General features: G+C 44.5%; 24 protein-coding genes. 6 read left to right on the top strand and 18 right to left on the bottom strand.

The features are described from left to right. Window positions 1-4 precede the first annotated feature (4 nt). On the bottom strand, window positions 5-97 hold the full coding sequence (locus ACF8OV_RS16990) for a YnhF family membrane protein (RefSeq protein WP_005494575.1): 93 nt from the start codon (window positions 95-97) through the stop codon (window positions 5-7). 127 nt (window positions 98-224) lie between these two features. Between ACF8OV_RS16990 and ACF8OV_RS16985 the strand changes: the two genes are divergently transcribed. The 3 genes from ACF8OV_RS16985 (at window position 225) to ACF8OV_RS16975 (ending at window position 2,851) form a co-directional block, all read left to right on the top strand. Further along, the gene (locus tag ACF8OV_RS16985; RefSeq protein ID WP_025606444.1) at window positions 225-815 is read left to right on the top strand and encodes an outer membrane beta-barrel protein; all 591 of its coding nucleotides are present in this window, start codon (window positions 225-227) and stop codon (window positions 813-815) included. A gap of 477 nt (window positions 816-1,292) precedes the next feature. Next, complete coding sequence (locus tag ACF8OV_RS16980; RefSeq protein WP_025501729.1) at window positions 1,293-2,759, top strand: sodium-dependent transporter; 1,467 nt, start codon at window positions 1,293-1,295, stop codon at window positions 2,757-2,759. After that, window positions 2,756-2,851 carry a MetS family NSS transporter small subunit gene (locus tag ACF8OV_RS16975; RefSeq protein WP_005494570.1) on the top strand — a complete coding sequence of 32 codons (96 nt, stop codon included), beginning with the start codon at window positions 2,756-2,758 and terminating at the stop codon, window positions 2,849-2,851. The genes ACF8OV_RS16980 and ACF8OV_RS16975 overlap by 4 nt, the downstream gene beginning before the upstream one ends. 66 nt (window positions 2,852-2,917) lie before the next feature. On the opposite strand, the gene ACF8OV_RS16970 is transcribed toward ACF8OV_RS16975, so the two are convergent. From ACF8OV_RS16970 to yceD, 15 genes are all read right to left on the bottom strand, one after another. Beyond that, window positions 2,918-3,319, bottom strand: coding sequence for a hypothetical protein (locus ACF8OV_RS16970; protein ID WP_024700294.1), 402 nt, complete (start codon window positions 3,317-3,319; stop codon window positions 2,918-2,920). 287 nt (window positions 3,320-3,606) lie between these two features. Continuing rightward, window positions 3,607-5,037 carry a PTS glucose transporter subunit IIBC gene (gene ptsG, locus ACF8OV_RS16965; RefSeq protein WP_005453963.1) on the bottom strand — a complete coding sequence of 477 codons (1,431 nt, stop codon included), beginning with the start codon at window positions 5,035-5,037 and terminating at the stop codon, window positions 3,607-3,609. 445 nt (window positions 5,038-5,482) lie between these two features. Continuing rightward, complete coding sequence (locus ACF8OV_RS16960; protein WP_203504764.1) at window positions 5,483-6,250, bottom strand: TatD family hydrolase; 768 nt, start codon at window positions 6,248-6,250, stop codon at window positions 5,483-5,485. Further along, window positions 6,241-7,203: a DNA polymerase III subunit delta' gene (locus ACF8OV_RS16955; protein ID WP_005453965.1), complete on the bottom strand. Its 963-nt coding sequence runs from the start codon at window positions 7,201-7,203 to the stop codon at window positions 6,241-6,243. Before ACF8OV_RS16955 ends, ACF8OV_RS16960 begins: the two co-directional genes overlap by 10 nt. A 24-nt stretch (window positions 7,204-7,227) precedes the next feature. Continuing rightward, entirely contained in the window at window positions 7,228-7,860 is a 633-nt protein-coding gene (gene tmk / locus ACF8OV_RS16950; protein ID WP_005490472.1) for a dTMP kinase, read from the bottom strand. After that, complete coding sequence (gene mltG / locus ACF8OV_RS16945; RefSeq protein ID WP_005453967.1) at window positions 7,857-8,873, bottom strand: endolytic transglycosylase MltG; 1,017 nt, start codon at window positions 8,871-8,873, stop codon at window positions 7,857-7,859. The genes tmk and mltG overlap by 4 nt, the downstream gene beginning before the upstream one ends. Continuing rightward, complete coding sequence (pabC, locus tag ACF8OV_RS16940) at window positions 8,870-9,688, bottom strand: aminodeoxychorismate lyase (protein WP_317675838.1); 819 nt, start codon at window positions 9,686-9,688, stop codon at window positions 8,870-8,872. Before pabC ends, mltG begins: the two co-directional genes overlap by 4 nt. Window positions 9,689-9,795: 107 nt before the next feature. Continuing rightward, on the bottom strand, window positions 9,796-11,046 hold the full coding sequence (gene fabF, locus ACF8OV_RS16935) for a beta-ketoacyl-ACP synthase II (RefSeq protein ID WP_005482767.1): 1,251 nt from the start codon (window positions 11,044-11,046) through the stop codon (window positions 9,796-9,798). A gap of 93 nt (window positions 11,047-11,139) precedes the next feature. Further along, window positions 11,140-11,373, bottom strand: a complete 234-nt coding sequence (gene acpP / locus ACF8OV_RS16930) for an acyl carrier protein (protein WP_004406112.1) — start codon at window positions 11,371-11,373, stop codon at window positions 11,140-11,142. Between the two features lie 245 nt (window positions 11,374-11,618). Beyond that, window positions 11,619-12,353: a 3-oxoacyl-ACP reductase FabG gene (gene fabG, locus ACF8OV_RS16925; protein ID WP_011106013.1), complete on the bottom strand. Its 735-nt coding sequence runs from the start codon at window positions 12,351-12,353 to the stop codon at window positions 11,619-11,621. A gap of 34 nt (window positions 12,354-12,387) precedes the next feature. Further along, window positions 12,388-13,311, bottom strand: a complete 924-nt coding sequence (gene fabD / locus ACF8OV_RS16920) for an ACP S-malonyltransferase (RefSeq protein ID WP_015297035.1) — start codon at window positions 13,309-13,311, stop codon at window positions 12,388-12,390. A 76-nt stretch (window positions 13,312-13,387) separates the two neighbouring features. Then, entirely contained in the window at window positions 13,388-14,338 is a 951-nt protein-coding gene (locus ACF8OV_RS16915; protein ID WP_005490641.1) for a beta-ketoacyl-ACP synthase III, read from the bottom strand. A gap of 5 nt (window positions 14,339-14,343) precedes the next feature. Beyond that, complete coding sequence (gene plsX, locus ACF8OV_RS16910) at window positions 14,344-15,369, bottom strand: phosphate acyltransferase PlsX (protein ID WP_025500397.1); 1,026 nt, start codon at window positions 15,367-15,369, stop codon at window positions 14,344-14,346. A 10-nt stretch (window positions 15,370-15,379) separates the two neighbouring features. Beyond that, window positions 15,380-15,550 carry a 50S ribosomal protein L32 gene (gene rpmF, locus ACF8OV_RS16905; protein WP_005396978.1) on the bottom strand — a complete coding sequence of 57 codons (171 nt, stop codon included), beginning with the start codon at window positions 15,548-15,550 and terminating at the stop codon, window positions 15,380-15,382. 59 nt (window positions 15,551-15,609) lie between these two features. After that, entirely contained in the window at window positions 15,610-16,134 is a 525-nt protein-coding gene (gene yceD / locus ACF8OV_RS16900; RefSeq protein WP_005461584.1) for a 23S rRNA accumulation protein YceD, read from the bottom strand. Between the two features lie 149 nt (window positions 16,135-16,283). On the opposite strand from yceD, the gene ACF8OV_RS16895 reads away from it, so the two are divergent. Then, on the top strand, window positions 16,284-16,865 hold the full coding sequence (locus ACF8OV_RS16895) for a nucleoside triphosphate pyrophosphatase (RefSeq protein ID WP_005494552.1): 582 nt from the start codon (window positions 16,284-16,286) through the stop codon (window positions 16,863-16,865). A gap of 94 nt (window positions 16,866-16,959) precedes the next feature. Here ACF8OV_RS16895 and rluC read toward each other — a convergent pair whose 3' ends face one another. Continuing rightward, complete coding sequence (gene rluC, locus ACF8OV_RS16890) at window positions 16,960-17,907, bottom strand: 23S rRNA pseudouridine(955/2504/2580) synthase RluC (protein WP_005461586.1); 948 nt, start codon at window positions 17,905-17,907, stop codon at window positions 16,960-16,962. Window positions 17,908-18,546: 639 nt separating this feature from the next. Here rluC and rne point away from each other — a divergent pair. After that, the gene (gene rne / locus ACF8OV_RS16885) at window positions 18,547-21,618 is read left to right on the top strand and encodes a ribonuclease E (RefSeq protein ID WP_203504773.1); all 3,072 of its coding nucleotides are present in this window, start codon (window positions 18,547-18,549) and stop codon (window positions 21,616-21,618) included. Between the two features lie 328 nt (window positions 21,619-21,946). Continuing rightward, complete coding sequence (locus ACF8OV_RS16880) at window positions 21,947-23,506, top strand: SulP family inorganic anion transporter (RefSeq protein ID WP_005482406.1); 1,560 nt, start codon at window positions 21,947-21,949, stop codon at window positions 23,504-23,506. 61 nt (window positions 23,507-23,567) lie between these two features. On the opposite strand, the gene ACF8OV_RS16875 is transcribed toward ACF8OV_RS16880, so the two are convergent. Beyond that, window positions 23,568-24,017 (bottom strand): low molecular weight protein-tyrosine-phosphatase, encoded by a 450-nt coding sequence (locus tag ACF8OV_RS16875; RefSeq protein WP_203504775.1) that lies wholly within the window; start codon window positions 24,015-24,017, stop codon window positions 23,568-23,570. Window positions 24,018-24,089 lie beyond the last annotated feature (72 nt).

The raw sequence follows: 24,089 nt of genomic DNA, 5'->3' as shown, positions 1-24,089 counted from the left end.
ATTGTTAGGCCGTCGTAATCGCAATAATTCCGAACGACAAAAGCACTGCGAAAACACTGACGACAATGATTAGTGCGGATTTTAGATCGTGTTCCATAAACGCCTCCTTGACCTGTAACAAATTAATAACACCAGTGTGAAACATGTTCAAGATTTGGTTAATTTAGTCGCGCGATTTTGACTAAGCCATCACAATTAGCTTAGTCATAATAAGGAGATAGGACATGAAGAATAAACTCAGTTGGCTAGTTGGGGGCATGTTAATGAGCTGCGCATTGAGCGCGCAAGCAAATGTTATCGTAACCCCATTTATTGGCTTTACTGGCGGCGGGCAAGTCGAAGATGAAAACAAAAACACCTATGACATAGACCCTGCCCTCAGTTACGCCTTATCAATAGAAACACCTTTTGAAATGGGAAAAATCGGCCTTTTCTATTCTGCACAACCGACAGAGCTCAAAGAGTTGTCGAACCCCGCCGATATCCATTATTTACAATTCCAAAGCAGTATTTACTATCCCCTCGCTGAAGGTTGGCAAAGCTATGTAGGGTTGGGGGTTGGCGGGTCTTACACCGACGTCGACTGGGCTGATAAAAAATACGGTTTTTCTGCCAGTGCTTTTGCCGGGTTAGAGTACGCATTTTCAAAAAACTTTGCTCTAACGGCACAAGTACGCTGGTTAGGTACGGTCGTAGATAATGACACATCTGGTGCATGTACTTTGCCATCTGATGGTTCAAGCTGCATCATCAAATTCGATACTGATTGGATGAACCAATTTCAGTCAAACGTAGGCTTTAGTTTTCGCTTTTAACTGAGGCAAATTAACCGGAACATTATCTATAGGGTGTGCAAAAGATAGTCGTACGCCCTAAATGATAAAAATAGTCCATAAGACCATTAAAATAGCAATATAGCAGTCATTTATTTCACCAAACCGCCTAACCAACCTTTCAGATCACCTATTTTCTCACTATTTAACAACATTAAAACCACACAAAACACTACTGTTAACATTTAGAATCTATTGCGCTCTGTATTATTAGAAGTTAGTCTGAATAACGAAAACAGATAAATATTTCAGTTTTATCAAACACACATCAACATAATAAGAGTTAATCTCTAACTTCTCTTACGTTAGGCAAAACATAACTCTGCAAATTAATAACAAGTTAGAATTTAGGATCATAAAACTGACGGATAACAGTTGTCCTTTCTTTTAACAATTTAGCAGGGATTGCTGATCAACTGAGAGAGCTTCATTCCTTAGGGAGTCGTATAGGAGTCAGATATGAAGCGAGAACAATGGGGATCCCGTGCAGGGTTCATCTTAGCAGCAGTCGGGTCAGCCATCGGGTTGGGTAACATTTGGCGTTTCCCATACATGGCTTACGAAAACGGTGGCGGCGCATTTTTTATTCCTTACCTTTTTGCCATGATCACTGCCGGTATCCCATTCATGATCCTTGAGTTCAGTATGGGACAAAAATACCGTGGTTCAGCACCGAAAACACTAGCAAAAATCCATTCGAAGTTTGAATGGCTTGGCTGGTTCCAAGTTGGCGTTGCTGCTGTTATTGCCGTTTACTATGTTGCGGTAATTGGTTGGTCTATCTCTTACTTTGGTATGTCGTTTACTCAAAGTTGGGGAACCGACACTAACGCGTTTTTCTTTAGCGAATACCTAAAATTAGGTGATAACTCACCAACAAACTTAGGCGGTATTCAATGGAAAATTGCTATAGCGATGACCATTGCTTGGGCTGTCACTTACATTGCCATTGCAAGTGGCGTTAAGTCCGGCATCGAACGCGCATCAAAAATCATGATGCCAATCCTATTCTTGATGGTTCTATTTCTGATCGGTCGCATGGTATTCCTACCAGGTGCACTCGATGGTGTGAACTATATGTTCGAACCCGATTTCAGCAAGATTTGGGACGTAAAAGTATGGGCTGCCGCGTATGGTCAAATCTTCTTTACCCTAAGTATCGGCTTTGCAATTATGTTGGCCTACTCAAGCTACTTGCCTGAGAAGTCTGACATCACAAACAACGCCTTTATGACCGTACTGATCAACTGTGGTTTCTCTATCCTTGCAGGTATCATGATCTTCTCTGTATTGGGTTACATGGCTCAAGAGCAAGGTAAACCACTAACAGAAGTTGTCTCTGCCGGCGTAGGCCTTGCCTTTGTGACGTTACCTGCGGCAATTAACCTATTGCCAGCACCTTACATTCTTGGCCCGCTGTTCTTCTTTGCGCTTGTTGTGGCCGGTCTAAGTTCACACATTTCGATTATGGAAGCAGTGACGTCAGCCATTATTGATAAGTTAAAGTGGAGCCGTAAGAAAGCAGCAAATGTGGTAATCGGTACTGGCTTTGTTGTGTCAATGGCATTTGCGACCAACGGTGGCCTACTGCTACTAGACTTAGTCGACCACTTTGCAAACAACGTTGGTATTATGGTTGGTGGCTTGATTGAAATCGTATTGATGGCGTGGTTGCTAAATCGCGTACCAGAAGTACGCAGCTACGTGAATGAGCGTTCTGACTTCTCTATTGGTCAATGGTTTGAGATTTGTTTACGCTTTGTCACACCAATCATGCTAGCAATCATCTTGGCAACTAAGCTTTATGCTCTATTTACAGAAGGCTATGGTGGCTACGATCTAACTCTAGGTTGGGCAGTCATTGCCGCACTCTTTATCTTTGGCTTACTTATCAACGCAGCAAACCGCAAGGAGGCAGTAAAATGACCGTTAGCGCAATCATTATGATGGTTCTTGGTTTGGGCATCACTTGGGGCGGTGCAGCTATCTGCATCAAACGTGCGATGAACAAACAGTAAGATTGAAATTCCGTCTTAATCAGACACAAAATGCCGGCATCTATGCCGGCATTTTTTATTTGAGGGCTAGAAGCTGTATTTCACACCAACAGCCCCACCCAACTGTAAGTCAGGGCCTTTATAGAGATCGAGCTCAGGATGGATCTGCGCATAAACGTCCCACCCTTTCGATAGGTCCCAGTTCACGCCAAGTGGAACACGAATGCCAAATTCGTCATCCCACTCATACCAGCCACCAAGCCCGACATACCAAGTGATTGGCATATTCTGGTCAAACGCACCACGCTTCGCAATATAGTCGAACGCCATGCCATCGTTGCCAATGATACCTCGATATTTGTTGTCAACTTCCACAACCACGCTCAATTGCTGGTCTACTGCCATACCGACAGACAGATTAGCAGGCTCGTTAGCCGCCATTGCCGAGCTAGAAATAAGACCCACAGCTAAGATAATTTTATTCTTCATACACGTTATCAATTCTTAAAAAACATCGTGCATAATTCAAACATGTTCAATATTTGTTATGTCATCAGTGAGTAAACGGTTTGTACGAAAAAGCCGACAAAAGTAAAGATGAGTTTGAGATCACAAGGTTCAATAAGGTGATCCTAGGTCGTACTTATGAAACCAATAGGTGAAAAATATAGGCAAGAAAGTCAGGTAGGCAGGCAATAGATAATAAGTTATTCAGCAATATACAAAATACAAAAAAGGAGGCCTTAGCCTCCTTTCAAAACAATGAATGTTGGGGATTAACCGTGGTTACGGATCCACTCATCCATTTCAGTTTTTAGGTTGTCAGACTTAGTACCGAAGATAGCCTGAACACCACCTGCAACAACTACAACACCAGCAGCGCCTAGTTGTTTCAGTTTGTCTTGGTCAACCGCAGCAGTATCTGCAACAGCAACACGTAGACGAGTGATACATGCGTCTAGACCAGTGATGTTTGCTTTGCCGCCGAATGCTGCAACAAGCTCACCTGCCATGTCTGAACTAGAAGTCGCCGCAGCTTCTTCAGTTTCATCTTCACGACCAGGAGTTTTTAGGTCAAGAGCTGTGATTACTGCACGGAACACTACGTAGTAGATTACTGCGTAAACTAGACCCACAGCGATCATCAGACCCATCTTCTGAGCGTTACCAGATAGAACTAGGAAGTCGATCAGACCGTGAGAGAAAGATGTACCGTGTACAAAGCCTAGAGTATTAGCAACGATGTATGCAGAACCAGCTAGTAGAGCGTGGATACCGTATAGAACAGGAGCAACGAATAGGAATGAGAATTCGATTGGCTCAGTAATACCTGTTAGGAATGAAGTCAGAGCAGCTGACGCCATGATACCCATTACTTTCGCGCGGTTTTCAGGTTTAGCACAGTGAGCAATTGCGATTGCTGCAGCTGGTAGACCGAACATCTTGAACATGTAACCACCCGCTAGCTGACCGAAGCCATTACCAGCAGCGCGAGATGCTTCATCAGCAACTAGGTAACAAGTTAGAACGCCGTGTTGAGTTTCGCCTGCTGCGTTAACACAAGTACCAGCTTCGAAGAAGAAAGGTACGTTCCAAACGTGGTGTAGACCGAATGGGATTAGTGAACGCTCAACAACACCGTAGATACCGAATGCTAGTTGTGGGTTTTGGTGCGCAGCCCAGTCAGAGAATGCAGAGATTGCACCGCCGATTGGTGGCCAAATTACAGAAAGAATTACACCAAGGATGATCGCTGCAAAACCAGTGATGATTGGCACTGCACGCTTACCAGCAAAGAAGCCAAGGTATTCTGGAAGTTGAATTTTGAAGAAACGGTTGAATGCCCAAGCAGCAACACCACCAACAAGGATACCACCTAGTACACCTGTATCGATTTTTTCAACGCCCATTACGCCAGCCATAACACCTAGTGTTGCAGTCATGATGCCGTAACCAACAATTGCAGCTAGACCAGCTACACCATCGTTGTTTGTGAAGCCTAGTGCAACACCTACAGCGAATAGAAGTGCCATTTGGCCGAATACTGAACCACCAGCTTGTTCCATAAGGTTCGAAACGATCTCTGGAATAAAGCTTAGGTGGGCAGCACCAACACCTAGTAAAATACCTGCAACTGGTAAAACTGATACTGGAAGCATCAGCGCCTTACCAACTTTTTGCAGGTTAGCAAAAAGGTTCTTAAACATGTTTATGCTCCTGATAAATTTATAAGTATTATTTGGGCACTAACGGCACACCCCCGTAGCCTAAAGGTTAGCACCCAATGAAAATGTAACCACAACTGCATTATATTTTCCGGCTCTAAATATATATTGATGACCCTCAAACTTTCCACACAGTTACGAAATTTAGTTTCAAAACAAGTCTTAGATCACACCCAAAAACGGTCAATGAAAAGGTTTGCATTTAACTTATATTACTGTTTTATAAAAGTTTTATTATTTATATTATTAATTTTAAGGCGTAAATAAAATACAGAGCAATGTTATTTTTAGTAACAAAATTACATTTGTAAAATTTGAACGTTATTGAATCAACATTTTTCGTAAACATTAAAATGAAGAGTACATCTGACGTATTTGTAAACAAAAAAAGGAGCTTTCGCTCCTTTTTAATACCGGATGTCATTTTTTATCGCAAAAAAAGATTTCGGAAGTTTTCGGTGGTTTTATGCGCAACTTCAGACAGTGCACATGACTTAAGTTGCGCAATATAAGCGGCAACCTCGACAACATAAGCCGGTTGGTTCTCTTTTCCTCGATGAGGAATTGGAGCCAAGTATGGTGAGTCGGTCTCAATCAACAGTCGCTCTAATGGCAACGCTTTCACCACTTCTTTCAACTCGGTAGCTTGACGAAAAGTCACGATGCCTGAAATCGAGATAAAAAAACCCAAATCCATAGCAGCTTCGGCAAAGGGAAGATCTTCAGTAAAGCAATGAATGACACCACCACATTTCTCCGCACCACCATTACGTAGAATGTCCAATGTATCTTCACGCGCATTGCGGGTGTGGATAATTAGTGGCTTGTTCAGTTCAACCGCCAACTCAACCTGCTGCTCAAAACGCTCTTTTTGAAGTGCCGCTGTTTCTGGTTTGTAATGGTAGTCCAATCCAGTTTCGCCAATAGCAACAACTCTTTCGTGGCTAGCATAGCGACGCAACGTCTCCATGGAAAACGCACTCTCAACATCCAATGGGTGAACACCACAAGAAGCGTACACATTCTCGTAAGGTTCGATCATCTCCAACATATTAGGAAATGAGTCTAACGTAACACCTACAGATAGCAGCTCTTTTACGTTAGCTTGCTTTGCTTTGTTAATAACGTCTTCAATATTGATATGAAGATCATCGTAATTCAATTTGTCTAAATGACAGTGCGAATCTACGAACATAATGCCTCTCGTGATTCAATTAACCAGTTCATTGATAGTAGCTCAAGGTTCAAACCCGGAAAGGTTTGCATTTGCGCTTTGAGCTCCATGAGTTTCTTTGTTGATGCATACAACCCATCGTAATGATGGGGCTGAAATTTCGCGGCACCAGGCAGTATGCCTTCGTCTACAACACCAAACTGCGCCTTCTGAGCATCCGTCAATAACAACCATGCCCAGTCCAGCGCTTGGTCTGGATTTTTTGCCATTAAGGATGCACATTTGGATACATCAGACGTCGGAGATAACAGTGTTTCAACCAAACAACGTTCGAAAGCCGAATACTCCTCTAGCTCACCATTTTTCAACGATTCAAGCGTTTTTAATGGAGAACCCATATTCAGTTTCAGTGCGAAAGCCGGTACTTGAGACAAGCCTTGCTCCCCTATCCACTGCATAGCTTGATCGGTTGAAGGCGGCGTCACAACCCAATGCTGGCATCGGCTACGAATCGTCGGTAGCAATCTTTCTTGATTATGAGTGACCAGCAAAAACAAACATTTTTCGCCCGGTTCTTCCAGCGTTTTTAATAGCGCATTAGAAGCGGATTCATTCATCGCATCGGCTGGCTCAATCACAAACAAACGGTAACCATTCAGCTGAGAAGATTCATGAGCTAGACGGTTGCAAGCGCGAATTTGGTCAACCGTAATCGCCTTGCCTTCTTTCTCTGGCCTAATCCAGTGCAAATCTGGATGGCTTTGAGATTTCGTCAGTTGACAGCTATGGCAAAAACCGCAAGCTTCACTGCTGTAGTTTTGACAAAGAAGTGCATGACTAAAAAACTCAACAAGCATTTCTACTGCCAAGCCTTTATCACTTTGCAGCAATAAAGCTCCAGGAATTCGATCTGAATCCAACCCAGATTTGAGGTTCTCCCATGCTGGCTTTAGCCAAGGAAAATCATTAAACATGCGTAACCTATATTCGCTTTTTACTTACTGGCGAGACAACCATTCGTTCAAGGCGTCTTGAATATCACGAGACACTTCTTCAATCGATTGTTCTGCATTGATCACAACAATTGACGGATCAGCATTGGCGATTTCCAAATAACGCTCACGAGTGCGCTCGAAGAAGCTGATATCCATCTTTTCAATACGGTCTAGCTCGCCACGACCACGAGCGCGCTCAAGACCGATACGAGGATCGATATCCATATAAAGTGTAAATGCGGGCTTAAAGTCACCCAACGTGGTGTCACGAAGGTTTTTCATGAGTGACGCATCAATTTGACGGCCACCACCTTGGTAAGCTTGTGATGACAAGTCATGGCGATCGCCAACAACCCATTGTCCGTTTGCAAGCGCTGGCTTAATCACATTCTCAACCAGTTGAACACGCGCGGCGTACAACAGAAGCAACTCTGTCATGTCTTTCAACTCTTCGCCTTCATGCTCTTCCTTGACTAAAGCGCGCATTTTCTCGGCAAGAGGTGTCCCACCAGGTTCACGCGTGTTAACGATGTTTTCGATTCCCGCTTGTTTGAGCGTGTCCAAAACCGTTTTAATCGCAGTGCTTTTCCCCGCGCCTTCAAGGCCCTCTACGACAATAAAGTTTGCTTTCATCATTTGTTCTTTCTTAGTTCTCTTAAATAGGCTCGAACAGCACGATTGTGCTCAGCAAGTGATTTCGAGAAAACGTGTCCGCCCGTCCCACTTGCTACAAAATATAAGTAATCACTGCTTTCTGGGTTTAGTGCAGCTTCGATAGAGGCTTCTCCGGCCATTGCAATAGGTGTCGGCGGCAAACCATTAATAACGTAGGTATTGTATGGTGTTGGGGTGCGTAGGTCTTTCTTACGGATGTTACCATCGTAAGCATCCCCCATTCCGTAGATAACGGTCGGATCCGTTTGAAGTCGCATACGTTTATTCAAACGGTTAACAAACACAGAAGCAACACGTTCGCGTTCTGAATCAATCGCCGTTTCTTTTTCGATAATAGAGGCAAGGATCAGCGCTTCATACTTGTCTTTGAGAGGCAGCTTCTCCTGACGAGCGTCCCAGTTCGCATCCAGTATTTTATTTAACTTGGAATGTGCACGCTTTAGCAACTGACTTTCGCTCGCACCAGCGGTGTAGTGGTACGTTTCAGCCAAAAACAAGCCTTCAAGCTTATCACGTTCAATACCAAGCTTCTGTGCCATCTCTTTTTCTGACAACCCTGAAAGGTCGTGTTGAACATACGGTGCGCTTTGAAGTTGCTCTAACCACTCAGAAAAACGACTACCTTCAACAAACGTGATGGCAAATTGATGTTCTTTGCCTGTATTGAGTAGCTCTAACGCCTCGTAAAGCGATACATTTGGCTCGAGTTGGTAAGTGCCGGCTCGCACTTGAAGAAGCTCTGGGTAAAGATGGGGCATTAAGCGAGTGTAATCAGACGCTTTTACGATGTTCTCTTTCACCAAATCGCGCATTACACGATGAAAGCTTGTGCCGTTTTCGACAGTGAACAGTTGAGGTTGCTCAATTAAAATTGGCGAGTTAACGTATTGCTTTGTTTGTGAAACAACGTAAAAAAACCCTGCTGCGCTTATCACAGCGATCAGCACAACAAAAGCCAACAGTTTTTTAATCACGTATTTAAATTCCCTTGCAGTCGTTGAGTCAGTTTTCCTATCGGAAAGACAGTTTTGTGGTTATTAGAGGCTGTAATGCTCGTGACAGGTGCAACACCTAGTAGTGAGTTGCACATCCATACTTCATCCGAAGAAAGCAGTTCCACCAGAGAAAAGTCCCCTACTTCAACTTCGGTATTATTGGCCTCAAAAAATTCAAGCACCTTACGACGCATCACGCCTGCGACGCCAGACAAATTTAAGCTAGGCGTATAAACCTTGTTATCTTTAACCCAAAAAAGGTTTGCCATTGTAGTTTCAATGACATGATTTTGCACATTTAACGTCACTGCATCGGCAAAGTTAGAGTGCTCAATTTCAGCTTTCGCAAGCACTTGTTCTAAGCGATTGTTGTGTTTATGCCCTGCCAGCAAAGGCTGAATTCCGAGACGGGTTTCGCATACCCCCAGATTCACCCCATTTTGTTGCCAGTCGACATAATGGACAGGAAATGCAAAGTTCGAGATGGTCACCATTGGGCCCTCAATGCCCTTAGTGCCATACCCTCTTCCACCGATTCCGCGGCTAATGTGAATTTTGATTCCAGCGTGTTCATCTTTCAGGGTAGCCAAGTGAGCCCACTCGGAAACTATACTCCAGTCAGGTAAAGGAATATGAAGTGTTTTGAGACATGTTTCCAAACGTTCAACATGCGCTTGCCAATACTCTAGCTCGCCGTTTTTAGTCTGGATAGTAGTAAAGCAACCGTCTCCATATTGAAAAGAGCGGTCACCTAATGAAACCTGTGTTTGTGGAACTCCATTTACCCAAAACATTAGAACACCCTTAGGTTACAGACGACAAATAAAAGAAAACGGCTCAATGCTAAGCATCGAGCCGTTAGAATACAAGTTTCGCGGTCTTAAAACCTTATTAGAGATTTTTACTCAGCGAACTTTTTGAAGATCAAAGAACCGTTTGTACCACCAAAGCCAAACGAGTTACAGATTGCGTATTCCATACCTTCAACTTTGCGCGCAGTGTGTGGCACAAGGTCAATATCTAGACCTTCTTCTGGATCATCAAGGTTAATCGTTGGTGGAACAATTTGGTCAACCAAAGACATAATCGTGATGATAGCTTCAACTGAACCAGCAGCACCCAATAGGTGACCAGTCATTGACTTAGTTGAAGAAACAAGAACTTGTTTTGCACCTTCTTCACCAAGAGCACGTTTCACACCCTTGATTTCAGCAACGTCGCCAGCAGGAGTAGATGTACCGTGAGCATTCACGTAACCTACTTGAGTACCCGTGATGTTCGCATCACGCATTGCTGCTTCCATTGCTAACGCACCACCTGAACCATCTTCACTTGGTGAAGTCATGTGGTAAGCATCGCCAGACATACCAAAGCCAACTAGCTCTGCGTAAATCTTAGCGCCACGTGCTTTCGCATGTTCGTATTCTTCAAGAACCATCACGCCAGCACCATCACCTAGAACGAAGCCGTCACGGCCTTTATCCCATGGGCGAGATGCCTTTTGAGGTTCGTCATTGCGAGTAGAAAGTGCTTTAGCAGCACCGAAGCCAGCCATACCAAGAGGCGTAGAAGCTTTCTCTGCACCACCAGCAACCATCGCGTCTGCATCACCGTATGCAATCATACGAGCAGCGTGGCCAATGTTATGTAGACCTGTAGTACATGCAGTAGAGATCGCGATGTTTGGACCACGAAGACCACGCATGATAGACAGGTTACCCGCAACCATGTTTACGATGGTCGAAGGAACAAAAAATGGGCTAACTTTGCGAGGACCTTTCTCAACCAGTGCTGAGTGACCAGTTTCAATGAGGTCTAGGCCGCCAATACCTGAGCCGATTGCAACACCAACTCGAGGCGCGTTTTCTTCGGTAATTTGTAAGCCAGAGTCATCTAGCGCTTGGATACCCGCTGCAATGCCGTACTGGATGAATAGATCCATTTTACGAGCATCTTTTTTAGACATGTACTCTGTGCAATCGAAATCTTTAACAAGACCTGCAAAACGAGTTGAGAAGTTCGTAGTATCGAAGTGTTCGATATTTACGATACCGCTTTTACCTTCAAGCAGGGCTTTCCAAGATGATTCTACTGTGTTGCCTACCGGTGACAACATACCCATGCCAGTGACAACTACACGACGCTTGGACACGATATAATTCTCCGGGAATTGAATATTTCTATGAGAGGATAGAAGAAGTTAGAAAGAACACAGGCGGTCTAGGAGACCGCCTGGGAGAGATAATTACTGAGCGCTGTTTACGTAGTCGATTGCAGCTTGAACAGTAGTGATCTTCTCAGCTTCTTCATCAGGAATCTCAGTGTCGAATTCCTCTTCTAGAGCCATAACTAGTTCTACAGTGTCTAGAGAATCAGCACCTAGATCATCAACGAAAGAAGCTTCGTTTTTAACTTCTGCTTCGTCTACACCTAGCTGTTCAACAATGATTTTCTTTACGCGTTCTTCGATGTTGCTCATTTTTCTTTTCCTTTACAGATTTCGCCTAATGCGATGATTCCGTAGTTTATTCGAACTATTGAAAGTTGCAAGGGGGTCCTTGCTGGTCAAACCACAAAATTAGCGAATTTAACCGAATTTCAATACATTTTTGACTTAAATCATGCACAAATCTTGCGCATAAGCATGACAAGTTCATGACAGTTAATTGCAACTATAGGCTATTTTTCACAATGTAAAATAGCTAAATTTGCACGAACTGTGCATTAAACCATGTACATGCCACCATTTACATGCAAAGTTTCACCAGTAATGTAAGCGGCTTCAGGTGAAGCTAGGAAAACTACTGCTGATGCAATTTCACGAGGATCACCCAAGCGACCAGCTGGCACGTTCGCCAACGTTGCTGCACGTTGGTCGTCATTTAGCGCCTTAGTCATGTCAGTTTCGATGAAACCAGGTGCAACTGTGTTAACCGTTACGCCACGAGAAGCCACTTCACGAGCCATTGATTTAGTAAAACCAATCACGCCCGCTTTTGCTGCTGCGTAGTTAGTTTGACCCGCATTACCCATAGTGCCTACAACAGAACCTACGTTGATGATACGACCCGCGCGTTTTTTCATCATGCCACGCAGAACCGCTTTAGACATACGGTAAATAGGCGTCAGGTTTGTGTTGATGATGTCGTTCCACTCATCGTCTTTCATGCGCATTAGTAGGTTATCGCGAGTGATACCTGCGTTATTCACTAGAATATCGATCGCACCAAACTCATCGTTAATGGCTTTTAGTGTTGCTTCAATAGACTCAACGTCAGTGACGTTAAGCGCTAAACCTTTACCATTTTCGCCTAGGTATTCGCTGATCGCAGCCGCGCCGCCTTCAGACGTTGCGGTACCAATAACGGTGGCACCGCGTTCAACAAGAAGCTCAGCAATCGCACGACCAATACCACGGCTTGCGCCAGTCACTAGAGCGATTTTACCTTCTAGATTCATCATGTTGTGTTTTCCTTTTCTTATCGTGAAAGAATTATTTAGCGGCTTCTAACGACGCCACATCGTTAACTGCTGCTGCACTTAGTGTTTTCACGATACGTTTTGTTAGACCTGTCAGAACTTTGCCCGGGCCAAGTTCAAGAAGGTTTTCTACACCTTGTTCACTCATTAGCTGTACGCTTTCAGTCCAACGAACTGGGCTGTATAGCTGACGAACAAGCGCGTCTTTAATTTTTGCAGGATCAGTTTCAGCTGCCACATCAACGTTATTGATAACTGGAAGTTGTGGTGTGTTGAATTCGATAGACTCTAGCGCTACTGCTAGTTTATCAGCTGCTGGTTTCATTAACGCGCAGTGTGAAGGCACTGACACAGGAAGAGGAAGAGCACGTTTCGCCCCAGCTTCTTTACACAGTGCGCCAGCGCGCTCTACTGCATCTTTGCTACCTGCGATAACAACTTGACCAGGAGAATTGAAGTTTACTGGAGAAACGACATCGCCTTGCGCTGCTTCTTCACACGCCTTTGCAATCGCATCATCATCTAGACCGATGATTGCATACATTGCGCCAGTACCCGCAGGAACCGCTTCTTGCATTAGCTTGCCACGTAGTTCAACCAATTTGATTGCTTCTTTAAAGTCAATCACGCCAGCGCACACAAGCGCTGAGTATTCACCGAGACTGTGACCCGCTAGGTTTGCTGGTTGTTCTAGACCAAGCTCTTGCCATACGCGCCAAATAGCGACAGAAGAAGCAAGCAATGCAGGCTGAGTACGGAAAGTTTGGTTTAGATCTTCAGCAGGGCCATTTTGAACAAGCGCCCATAGATCGTAACCTAGTGCGTCAGATGCTTCTGCAAATGTTTGTTTTACTACGTCATATTGTTCGCCTAGATCAGCAAGCATACCTACAGCTTGAGAACCTTGACCTGGAAATACGATAGCAAACTTGCTCATGTTGTTTTCCTTTAAGCAATGTAAAAAGAAATAAGATGCACGTGAGTGCACCTTAAATTTTGAATTCTCGCGAAACTTAGAATTTCACCAGAGCAGAGCCCCATGTGAAACCGCCACCGAATGCTTCAAGTAGCAACGTTTGTCCACGCTTAATACGGCCATCACGAACCGCTTCATCAAGCGCTGTCGGAACTGTTGCTGCCGACGTGTTACCGTGTCTGTCTAATGTGACAACAACTTGGTCTAGTGACATTGACAGTTTTTTCGCCGTCGCTGAAATAATACGGTAGTTCGCTTGGTGCGGCACTAGCCAGTCTAGCTCAGACTTGTGCATATCGTTTGCTTCAAGCGTATCTTTAACGAGTTTAGACAGTTGAGTTACCGCAACTTTGAATACTTCGTTACCAGCCATATGAAGCCATTTATCCACATCTTTACCACGCTCTGGTACAGGTAGACTTAATAAATCACCAAATTGGCCATCCGCGTAAATATGCGTAGAGATAATGCCAGGCTCTTGGCTTGCACCAACAACAACTGCACCCGCACCGTCACCAAACAAAATGATCGTTGAACGGTCAGTTGGATCACACGTTTTAGACAGTGCATCTGCACCAATCACCAATACGTTTTTACACATACCTGATTTGATATGTTGATCCGCAACAGACAATGCGTAAACAAAACCAGAACAAGCAGCGGCTAAGTCGAAAGCCGGACAACCTTTAATGCCAAGCTTTGCCTGCACCTGACACGCAGATGAAGGGAAAGTATGGCTACTGCTCGTGGTAGCAACGATAATTAGGTCGATATCATTTTTATCAATGCCGGCCATATCGATAGCGTTTTCAGCTGCGTAGAATGCCATGTCCGCAACAGTTTCGTCTTCTGCTGCAATTCGACGCTCTTTAATACCAGTACGAGCTACGATCCACTCATCACTTGTATCTACCATTTTCTCTAGGTCTGCGTTAGTACGCACTTGAGATGGCAGGTAGCTGCCAGTACCTAAAATTTTGCTATACATGAAGACTAATAATGCCTCTCGAGTAAAACCACTTCCAAACGATCGCTAATACGGCTTGGTACTTGTCGTTTGACCTCGTGTACTGCCTCGCCAAGTGCATTGACAATCGCAGATACATCCGCACTTCCATGGCTTTTTATGACAATGCCGCGCAATCCTAGCAAACTTGCACCGTTATACTGGTCGGGGTTCAGTGTTTTTAGTTCATTAAATAGCCGAGAAAACAACTTTCTAGCAATCCAACCCTTTATCGTCGATGCCATCATGCTGGTTTTTAGTTTTTCGATAAAAAGTTGTGCTGTTCCCTCGCTGGCTTTTAAGCATACGTTGCCAACAAATCCATCACAAACGATGACATCGGCTACGTCATGCAAAATTTGATTACCTTCAATATAACCAACAAAATTGATAGCGTCGGTTTGAGAAAGCATTTCTGCACAGCGTTTAACTAAATCGTTCCCTTTAATTTCTTCTGCACCAATATTAAGTACAGCAACGCGAGGAGGACGACATAGGTGTTCTTCTGCTAATGCACTGCCCATCACGGCAAACTGAAACAGACTGTCTGCGTCACAAGACACATTCGCACCAAGATCTAACATCCAAGTACGTTTGCCACTGATGGTGGGTAAAGCTGAAACTAAAGCAGGCCGCTCTATACCGGGAAGCAACTTGAGGATAAATCGCGACAGCGCCATTAATGCGCCGGTGTTGCCGCCACTTACACAAGCATCCGCTTCTTGGTCAGAAACCAGATCAATTGCCATACGCATAGAACTGTTTTGACTATTGCGTAATGCTAAAGACGGTTTTTCTGAGTTCGAGATAACTTTCTCGCTATGAAGAATAGTCAAGCGGGAACTGGTAGAGGTACCGAGTTGAGATAATTGAGATGTGATCAGGCTTTGATCACCTATAAGAATCACTTTTAGCTCTGGGAAATGAGACAGTGCCTGCACGGCGGCAGGCACTGTTACGCGTGGACCGAAATCCCCGCCCATTGCATCAAGTGCAACGGTAATACTTTGCAAAGGTTCAACCTTACTTGTTGATAACCTTTTGACCACGGTAGTAACCTTCAGCAGTTACGTTGTGGCGTAGGTGAGTTTCACCAGAAGTCGCGTCTACAGATAGTGCAGCTGTAGTTAGCGCATCGTGTGAACGACGCATACCGCGCTTAGAACGAGTTTTACGGTTTTTCTGTACGGCCATTGACCCTACTCCTATACTATTGGGTTAAAAACCTAAAGAAGAAGCGGCTACCACACCAGTTACTTTTTCAGATTTTTCAAAACGTCGAATGGATTCGGTTTCTTTTCCTCAATTTCTTCAGGAAGCTCACCAAAAACCATGTTATTTGAATCAACGCTACAATCCGCTTCATCGTGCATCGCAATTTGAGGTAATGCTAAGATGAACTCGTCTTCAACCAGTTGTATAAGGTCTAATTCACCGTACTCATTTAGATCTACCAAATCATAAATTTCTGGTGCTTCCTCTTCCGTCTTCTCACCGTAGTAAGGAGTGTAAAGGAATTCAACTTCACACGCGTGTGTGAATACCTCATTACAACGCTGACACTCTAATTCGACTTCGATGTTAGCTTTACCAGAGATAACAACAAGTCGCTGTTCATCTATCTCAAATGACAATGAGACTTCTGCGTCGCGTTTTACGCCTTCAGTTGCTTCCGCTAAGCGCTTGAAAAGACTAGCTTGGATGATGCCATCGTAATCTAATCGTTTCTGTGCGGACTTTGCTGGATCAACCGTTCGCGGTATTTTTACCTTTTGCATAGGGCGCGAATATTATCTTCCAAATCAAAATTAGTCAAAGAAAAAGGCAAAAAAGTTGTACTTTTTTACGCTTAACATACAGAGCATTAGCCATAATCAATTTTGATCGATTATCCTATTGGAAATGCTTGCGTGAATTGTAATTCAAAATGAAAAATTACCAACTGGTTTTAGCCTCAACCTCCCCTTTTCGTCAACAACTGCTTGAAAAGCTTTCAGTCCCGTTCATTTGTTTATCTCCTGACTGCGATGAAACGCCGTATGAGAGTGAAACTCCTCTGGATCTAGTCCAGCGCTTAGCCGTAAACAAAGCAACCTCTTGCTCTATTAATAAACCAAGTTTGGTCATCGGCAGCGATCAAGTTTGCGTAATTGATGGAAAAATCGTTGGCAAACCTCTAAATCGTGAAAATGCTATCAATCAATTACTTGCTCAAAGTGGTAAAGCCATCACTTTCTATACCGGACTGGCGGTTTATAACTCGGTGACGAATCTGACTGAAGTTGGCTACGACACTTTTGAAGTACATTTTAGAAACTTAAACCGTGAACAAATTGAACGTTACGTCGACAGAGAAGAACCGTTTTACTGTGCTGGCAGCTTCAAAAGCGAAGGGATGGGAATTTGTTTGTTCGAAAAGTTAGTCGGCAAAGATCCAAACACTCTCGTTGGCCTGCCTCTGATTGATTTGATTGATATGCTGCAAAAGCAAGGTTTCGAGATCTTGTAAGTTTAATCAACGCCTCTACTCATCATTTGAAACCTAATATATAAGTGAAATGCAAAAAGGGAGCTAGAGCTCCCTTTGTTTATAGTAAATGCGTTCAGTTTGCCTTTCTTAATCCAACAAGCACTTTCTCTAGTTTGGATTCCATCGGAGCATTAATTTCCATCCATTCATCATTAGACGGATGTTGAAACTTAATGTTCGCGGCATGCAAAAACAAACGGTCCAATCCAAGTTGACCAGTATAGGCATCAAAACGTCTATCTCCGTAACGATCATCCCATGCGATAGGATGTCCGGTGTACTGAGTATGCACACGAATTTGGTGAGTACGCCCCGTAATTGGGCTGGCTTGAATCAACGTCGCTTGCTCAAATTTCTCAAGAATTTTGAAACGCGTTTCCGATGGCTTACCGTTTGGGTTCACTCGTACAATACTGTTCACTTCATTTTTAAGTAGAGGTGCGTTCACAACTTTACAGCTGCTTTTCCATTGCCCCATCACTAAGGCGAAGTAAAACTTCTTCACCGTTTTCTCACGGAACTGCGCTTGCAAATGGCGAAGCGCCGAGCGCTTTTTAGCAACCAGTAAAATACCTGAGGTATCTCTGTCAATACGGTGAACCAATTCGAGGAAGCGTGCCTGTGGACGCAATGCCCTTAATGCTTCAATTGCACCAAACTTCAAGCCACTACCACCATGCACTGCTGTACCAGACGGTTTGTTCAGAATCAGCATATGATCATCTTCATAAATGATCATATGTTCTAGTTCAGCAACCTTATTAAGTTTCGTGCTTGGTGCGACATCCTCTTCCTTTTTCTCAACCGTTACAGGTGGAATTCGGACTAGGTCGCCAGCTTTTAGTTTATATTCGGCTTTGATGCGCTTTTTGTTCACGCGCACTTCACCCTTACGCACGATTCGATAAATCATGCTCTTTGGAATGTCTTTTAATTGGTTACGCAAGAAGTTATCAATGCGTTGACCCGCCATGTCTTCGTCGATATCAACGAACTGGACTTGTGTTCTTATCTCGCTCATGCGCGCTATTGTAAACGTAAATCCGCGTGACTTCACATTATTCTTGCTGCAAAAGAAACACTTGTTGCGAGAATCTGCTCCGAAATACGCCAACCTTTTGTTTAGATTATTAAAACCCTTTCCCTTCTTCTGGTTTTGTTTTCTGTCTTTGGAAGTTTACGTGATTCAATCGCTTATTTAACAGCCAGTTATAAATTGGAAAGTTTGAGTTTAGCGGCAAATTTTCCATCGTTTGCGCTAAAGCAGATTGCTGATATCCACGCGCACTGCTATAGTTCACAGCTGCTAAGGAAGATTTGGTTATATTTTATTCACTACCAATCATTTGTCCTCAAGCAATGTGAGTAGAAGGTTGAAGCTCAGGTGCTGCATTGGCGTAAGACACATTGAATTCAACACTCTTGCCACCCTACTCCTCGCATATTCACGTTGAGTACCTACCGCCCAAATAGCGGGTTACAAGTCTACGTTTCTAACAGAAACCAAAATAGATTTGTGATGACTGAAGTGCCCCAGAGCATCCCCTTCCAGCCGGGAGGCTGCAAAATATTAGCCATGGGATCAGGCACCGTGAAACAGCGAAAAAAACGTGGCAAGTCGACAAGAAAGATATAAAAGAAAAGACAACGAGAATTTTCAATGAAAAGAATGTTAATTAACGCAACTCAAAAAGAAGAGTTGCGTGTCGCTCTGGTTGATGGCCAGCGACTTTTCGATCTTGATATCGAGAGTCCAGGACATGAATCTAAAAAAGCGAATATCTACAAAGGACGTATCACACGTATCGAACCAAGCTTAGAAGCCGCATTTGTTGATTACGGTGCTGAGCGTCACGGTTTCCTCCCTCTAAAAGAAATTGCCCGCGAATACTTCCCTGAAGGTTATACCTACCAAGGCCGTCCAAGCATTAAAGAAGTGCTGACTGAGGGCCAAGAAGTAATCGTACAGGTAGAAAAAGAAGAACGTGGTAGCAAGGGCGCAGCTCTAACCACGTTTATTTCTCTTGCGGGTAGCTACCTTGTTCTTATGCCAAACAACCCTCGTGCAGGCGGTATTTCTCGCCGTATCGAAGGTGATGAGCGTACTCAACTAAAAGCAGCATTAAGCACTCTAGAACTGCCTCAAGGCATGGGTCTGATTGTTCGTACTGCTGGCGTTGGTAAGAGCGCAGAAGAACTTGAGTGGGACTTGAACGTACTGCTGAACCATTGGAGCGCGATTAAAGGCGCGGCAGACTCTAACCCTGCCCCATTCTTAATCCACCAAGAAAGTAACGTTATCGTTCGTGCAATTCGTGACTATTTGCGTCGTGATATTGGTGAAATCCTTATCGACAGCAACACCATTTATGAACGTGCGAAAGAGCACATTCAATTGGTTCGCCCAGATTTCATCAACCGCGTTAAGAAGTACGAAGGCGAAGTGCCGCTGTTTAGCCACTACCAAATCGAGAGCCAAATTGAATCGGCTTTCCAACGTGAAGTGCGCCTACCATCTGGCGGTTCTATCGTAATCGACCCAACGGAAGCTCTGACTTCTATCGATATCAACTCTGCTCGTGCAACTAAGGGTGGTGATATCGAGGAAACAGCACTTAATACCAACCTAGAAGCAGCAGATGAGATCGCTCGTCAATTGCGTCTACGCGACCTAGGTGGTCTAGTGGTTATCGACTTTATCGATATGACACCAGTACGCCACCAACGTGAAGTAGAAAACCGCCTACGTGAAGCAGTTCGGTTAGACCGTGCTCGCGTACAAATCGGTCGTATCTCACGCTTTGGTCTTCTAGAGATGTCTCGTCAACGATTGAGCCCTTCTCTTGCAGAAGCAAGCCACCACATCTGTCCTCGCTGTAGCGGCACAGGTGTTGTTCGTGACAACGAATCTCTAGCACTTTCTGTTCTTCGTTTGATTGAAGAAGAAGCACTAAAAGACAACACAGCTCAAGTATTGGCTGTGGTACCAGTGCCAATCGCATCTTACCTATTGAACGAAAAACGTCGCTCGGTTAACCATATCGAACGAATTCAAGAAGTGAAAATTACGGTTGTTCCTAACTCAGACATGGAAACACCGCACTTTGAAGTAATTCGCGTACGCGAAGGTGAAGAGTTTGATTTAATTTCTTACCTACTTCCTAAGAAGTTGGAAGCAATGAAAGAAGCAGAAGGTAAAGAACCTTCTGAAACAGACATCAAACCTAAGCGAATCGAAGAGCCAGTTCTTAAGGGCTTTGCAGCGCCAGCTCAAACCGCTCCAGCTCCTGTTTCTAAACCTGCGCCGGTAGCGAAGAAGAAAGAAGTAGAGCAAGAAGCAAAAACTGGCCTATTCAGCCGTTTGTTTAAAGCACTAGGTAGCTTCCTATTTGGTGGTTCTGAAGAAGTAAAAGAAGAACCAAAACAAGAAGAGAAGAAATCAAACCGCGACAACAAGCGCAACAAACGCGATCGCAACGACCGTCGTCGTAGCAACCAACGCGATAACCGCGAAGGTCGTGAAAACCGTGATAACCGTCGTCGCCGTAAGCCTCGTGAAGAGCAAGCAAATGAGCAAAACGAAGCTCAACAGCCTGCAAACAAACAGCAACCAAACCGTAACCAGAAGCGTAAGCCAAAACCTCAACAAGCTGAAAAAGCTCAAGAGCCGAAAGCAAACGCGAAAGTAGCGGAAAAAGGCTTACAACTTGCGGCTGAAGCTCGCTCAGAAGTGAAGCCTGAAGAGAATAAAGCGAAAGCAAACGCGAAAACAGAGAAAGTCAAAGAGCGCCGTCAACGTCGCAAACTGAACAAATCTGTTCGTGTTAAAGATCAACTTGCCGATGAGCAAGTAGAAGAAACAGCAGTAAAAGCAATTGAACCTGTTGAGTCTCAAGTAGATCAAGTCGTTGATACAGCAGCAGACGCACAGCAAGACAACAAGCAAGGTGAATCGAAACAACGTCGTAACCGTCGTTCTCCTCGTCACCTACGAGCAAGTGGTCAACGTCGTCGTCGTGGTCGTGATCGTCGTCCTAACCCATTCCGTCTGCGCAAAGGCGGTGTAGCATCTCCTGAGATGGCAATGGGTAAAGTGATGCCACGTTACATTCCAAAACCAGCGCCTAAGAAGGAAGAGCGAGTTCAGGAAGAAGCGGTTGTGGCAATTGCAACTGTACCTGCTATGCAAGGTGGTTTTGCTTGCCCTGAAATGGCAATGGGTAAAGTCATCATCCGTCGTGAGCAACCAGCGGTAGCTGAAGCACCTGTTGTTGAACCTAAAGTTCAAGAAACAGTAGCAGCTAAAGCTGAATCACCGGTTGTTGAAGCTGTAGCGCCTGAAAAGGCAGAGCCAGTAACGGTTGATCAAGCCCCTGTAGAGCCGATCGTTGAAGCGGCTGAAGCACCTGTTGCGGAAGCAACAACAGAAACAGTTGTTGAAGAAGCTCCGGTTCAAGAGCCAGTCGTTGCAGAAACTGTGGAAGAAGCAGCAACAGAAGTTGCCGTTGAAACTCCAGTAGCAGCGCCAGAGATGAAAGCTGAAGTTATCAACGTTGTTGCTAAGCCACAAGCTAGCGCACCAATGACAAAAGCACCTGGCCCTCAAGAACTACGTGAAATCGAAGTAGCAGCAGCGCCGTTTAAAGCTGAACGCTACCAAGCTAAAGGTGCTGGTAGCCAAGTGGCAACAAACCGCGCCTCTGCAGCAATGACAAAGCCAAACTTCAACTAAGTTTGAATATCATTGCGATAGCTTGAAAACTAGAATCAAAAGGCCACCGGAAGGTGGCCTTTTTTGTTTGTTCTCGGTCTAGCGTAATTGGTCATATTAATATCAACGACGGATCACATTTGTGGTTCATTATCCGTATCATTCTTGAACTTAATCACACTTTTCGGTAGCATTCGCCAACTCAAGTTTTCGACACCATTCTACTGCTGCTCTTTTATTACTACGGTTTACACTAAGTGCCTTGAATGTATTTTCATCACTTAGTGGTTAATGCAAATGCGAATATGTGTCGGGATAAACTCATCTCAACGAGAACTTAAAGACAAACATGTTCGAATTCCCGCAATTTTCTAAGCACTCTATTAAAAATGACGTGCTATCAGGTTTGACGGTTGCCCTGGCACTTGTCCCTGAAGCCGTAGCATTTGCATTCGTTGCTGGTGTAGACCCAATGGTTGGTCTGTACGCAGCATTCATCGTTGGCCTTATCACCTCAATCTTTGGTGGTCGCCCAGGCATGATCTCTGGTGCTACAGGCGCAATGGCTGTAGTAATGGTCTCTCTTGTTGCGAGCCACGGTGTTCAGTACTTATTTGCTGCCATTATGTTGGCCGGTATTCTGCAAATTGCTGCCGGTTTATTTAAATTGGGCAAATTCATTCGAATCGTTCCACACCCTGTAATGATTGGTTTTGTTAACGGCCTAGCGATTGTTATCTTCCTCGCGCAATTAGGACAATTCAAGGCTCCAGACATAAATGGCGTGCTGACTTGGCTTCCACAAGATCAAATGATGTTAATGCTAGGTTTGGTTGCGCTGACCATGGCGATCATCTACTTCTTGCCGAAAATCACAACAGCAGTACCATCTTCACTTGTTGCTATCGTAACCGTGACTGCACTAGTTGTTGGGTTAGATCTAGAGACACGTACAGTTGTCGACTTCCTACGTTCTATGTCAGGTAATGAAGCCGCTACACTAGCGGGCTCTTTGCCAACCTTCTCTATTCCATCAGTGCCATTTACGCTCGAGACTCTGCAAATCATCTTGCCTTATGCAGTGATCCTTGCGGCCATCGGCCTAATTGAATCTTTGCTAACGCTGACCGTTTTAGACGAAATGACGAATACTCGTGGCCAATCTAACCGCGAATGTATCGGTCAGGGCATGGCAAACATGACATGTTCTGTATTCGGCGCGATGGGTGGTTGTGCAATGATTGGGCAGTCAATGATTAACGTAAACTCCGGTGGCCGTGGCCGTCTGTCTGGCATCGTAGCGGCTGTAGCTCTGCTGATGTTCATTTTGTTTGCGTCATCGTTGATTGAAATGATTCCACTAGCAGCCCTAGTTGGTGTGATGTTCATGGTTGTGATTGGCACATTCGAATGGGCAACATTTAAGTTGGCTCGCCGTGTACCAAAGCAAGATTTCTTCGTTATCGTACTAGTAACCGTCGTTACAGTACTGACTGACCTTGCTGTTGCGGTCGCGGTTGGTGTAATCGCTTCAGCGCTGATGTTTGCATGGCAACATGCGAAGCACATTTACGCAGATACTTGCTTGAACGCAGAAGGCTCAAAAGAGTACAAAATTCACGGTCCAATCTTCTTTGGTTCAGCAGCAAACTTCCTCGAGCTGTTTAATGCGCCAGAAGATCCTAAAGATGTGATTGTCGATTTCGCAGACTCTCGCGTAACAGACCACTCGGCAATTGAGGCAATTGAAACGCTAGCAGAGCGCTACGCTTCCATCGGCAAAACGCTTCACCTTCGTCACCTAAGTCCGGATTGTCGCAAACTACTCGACAAAGCTGGCAGTCTAGTCGAAATCAACGTGAAAGAAGACCCTAGCTACAAAGTCGCAACCGACATTTTAGCTGGCTAATCTATGCGTAAAGGGATGAGTAATGCTCATCCCTTTTTTTATTTATCTGATATCGAGATAATTACAGCTTCTGCAAAACCGCTACCGACGCCTCTTCGATTAAGTCCAATACCAACTCAAATCCATCATCTCCACCATAGTAAGGATCTGGGATCTCGTCATAACTCGAATTAGAGTGGCTTAAAAATAGCGAGACTTTATGACGATGCTCTGCAGGACAAATATCGAGTAAGTCAGCCAAGTTTGCTTTATCCGCAGCCAGTACCAAATCGAAGTCTTCGAAATCTTGCACTGACACTTGGCGCGCTCGCATTCCTTTAAACGAATAGCCACGTTGTTTCCCTGCCGCCATGGCTCTTGAGTCTGGCGTGTTTCCGGTGTGATAGCCAATTGTCCCAGCCGAATCAATGTCGACATCGACACCTAACTCTTTCGCTTTAGCTCTCAGAACGGCCTCACCGGTTGGTGAACGGCAAATATTTCCCATACAAACAACGAGTATTTTCTTCATTTTATTCCCTGAATTATCGATGGTTTTTCTTCACGATATGTTGGTCTATCATAGCGAGATAATTTAATGAAC

The sequence above is a fragment of the Vibrio sp. GLN_1 genome (assembly GCF_043106015.1).
GTDB classification, from domain to species: Bacteria; Pseudomonadota; Gammaproteobacteria; order Enterobacterales; family Vibrionaceae; genus Vibrio; species Vibrio parahaemolyticus.
This window is presented reverse-complemented; position numbering and strand designations above follow the sequence as displayed.

Bases quoted from the DNA above. Each gene is read 5' to 3' on its own strand.
- ACF8OV_RS16990 (WP_005494575.1), bottom strand. From the start codon at position 97: ATGGAACACGATCTAAAATCCGCACTAATCATTGTCGTCAGTGTTTTC.
- ACF8OV_RS16985 (WP_025606444.1), top strand. From the start codon at position 225: ATGAAGAATAAACTCAGTTGGCTAGTTGGGGGCATGTTAATGAGCTGC.
- ACF8OV_RS16980 (WP_025501729.1), top strand. From the start codon at position 1,293: ATGAAGCGAGAACAATGGGGATCCCGTGCAGGGTTCATCTTAGCAGCA.
- ACF8OV_RS16975 (WP_005494570.1), top strand. From the start codon at position 2,756: ATGACCGTTAGCGCAATCATTATGATGGTTCTTGGTTTGGGCATCACT.
- ACF8OV_RS16970 (WP_024700294.1), bottom strand. From the start codon at position 3,319: ATGAAGAATAAAATTATCTTAGCTGTGGGTCTTATTTCTAGCTCGGCA.
- ptsG (WP_005453963.1), bottom strand. From the start codon at position 5,037: ATGTTTAAGAACCTTTTTGCTAACCTGCAAAAAGTTGGTAAGGCGCTG.
- ACF8OV_RS16960 (WP_203504764.1), bottom strand. From the start codon at position 6,250: ATGTTCGTAGATTCGCACTGTCATTTAGACAAATTGAATTACGATGAT.
- ACF8OV_RS16955 (WP_005453965.1), bottom strand. From the start codon at position 7,203: ATGTTTAATGATTTTCCTTGGCTAAAGCCAGCATGGGAGAACCTCAAA.
- tmk (WP_005490472.1), bottom strand. From the start codon at position 7,860: ATGATGAAAGCAAACTTTATTGTCGTAGAGGGCCTTGAAGGCGCGGGG.
- pabC (WP_317675838.1), bottom strand. From the start codon at position 9,688: ATGTTTTGGGTAAATGGAGTTCCACAAACACAGGTTTCATTAGGTGAC.
- acpP (WP_004406112.1), bottom strand. From the start codon at position 11,373: ATGAGCAACATCGAAGAACGCGTAAAGAAAATCATTGTTGAACAGCTA.
- fabG (WP_011106013.1), bottom strand. From the start codon at position 12,353: ATGAATCTAGAAGGTAAAATCGCTCTAGTGACTGGCGCAAGCCGTGGT.
- fabD (WP_015297035.1), bottom strand. From the start codon at position 13,311: ATGAGCAAGTTTGCTATCGTATTTCCAGGTCAAGGTTCTCAAGCTGTA.
- ACF8OV_RS16915 (WP_005490641.1), bottom strand. From the start codon at position 14,338: ATGTATAGCAAAATTTTAGGTACTGGCAGCTACCTGCCATCTCAAGTG.
- rpmF (WP_005396978.1), bottom strand. From the start codon at position 15,550: ATGGCCGTACAGAAAAACCGTAAAACTCGTTCTAAGCGCGGTATGCGT.
- yceD (WP_005461584.1), bottom strand. From the start codon at position 16,134: ATGCAAAAGGTAAAAATACCGCGAACGGTTGATCCAGCAAAGTCCGCA.
- ACF8OV_RS16895 (WP_005494552.1), top strand. From the start codon at position 16,284: ATGAAAAATTACCAACTGGTTTTAGCCTCAACCTCCCCTTTTCGTCAA.
- rluC (WP_005461586.1), bottom strand. From the start codon at position 17,907: ATGAGCGAGATAAGAACACAAGTCCAGTTCGTTGATATCGACGAAGAC.
- rne (WP_203504773.1), top strand. From the start codon at position 18,547: ATGAAAAGAATGTTAATTAACGCAACTCAAAAAGAAGAGTTGCGTGTC.
- ACF8OV_RS16880 (WP_005482406.1), top strand. From the start codon at position 21,947: ATGTTCGAATTCCCGCAATTTTCTAAGCACTCTATTAAAAATGACGTG.
- ACF8OV_RS16875 (WP_203504775.1), bottom strand. From the start codon at position 24,017: ATGAAGAAAATACTCGTTGTTTGTATGGGAAATATTTGCCGTTCACCA.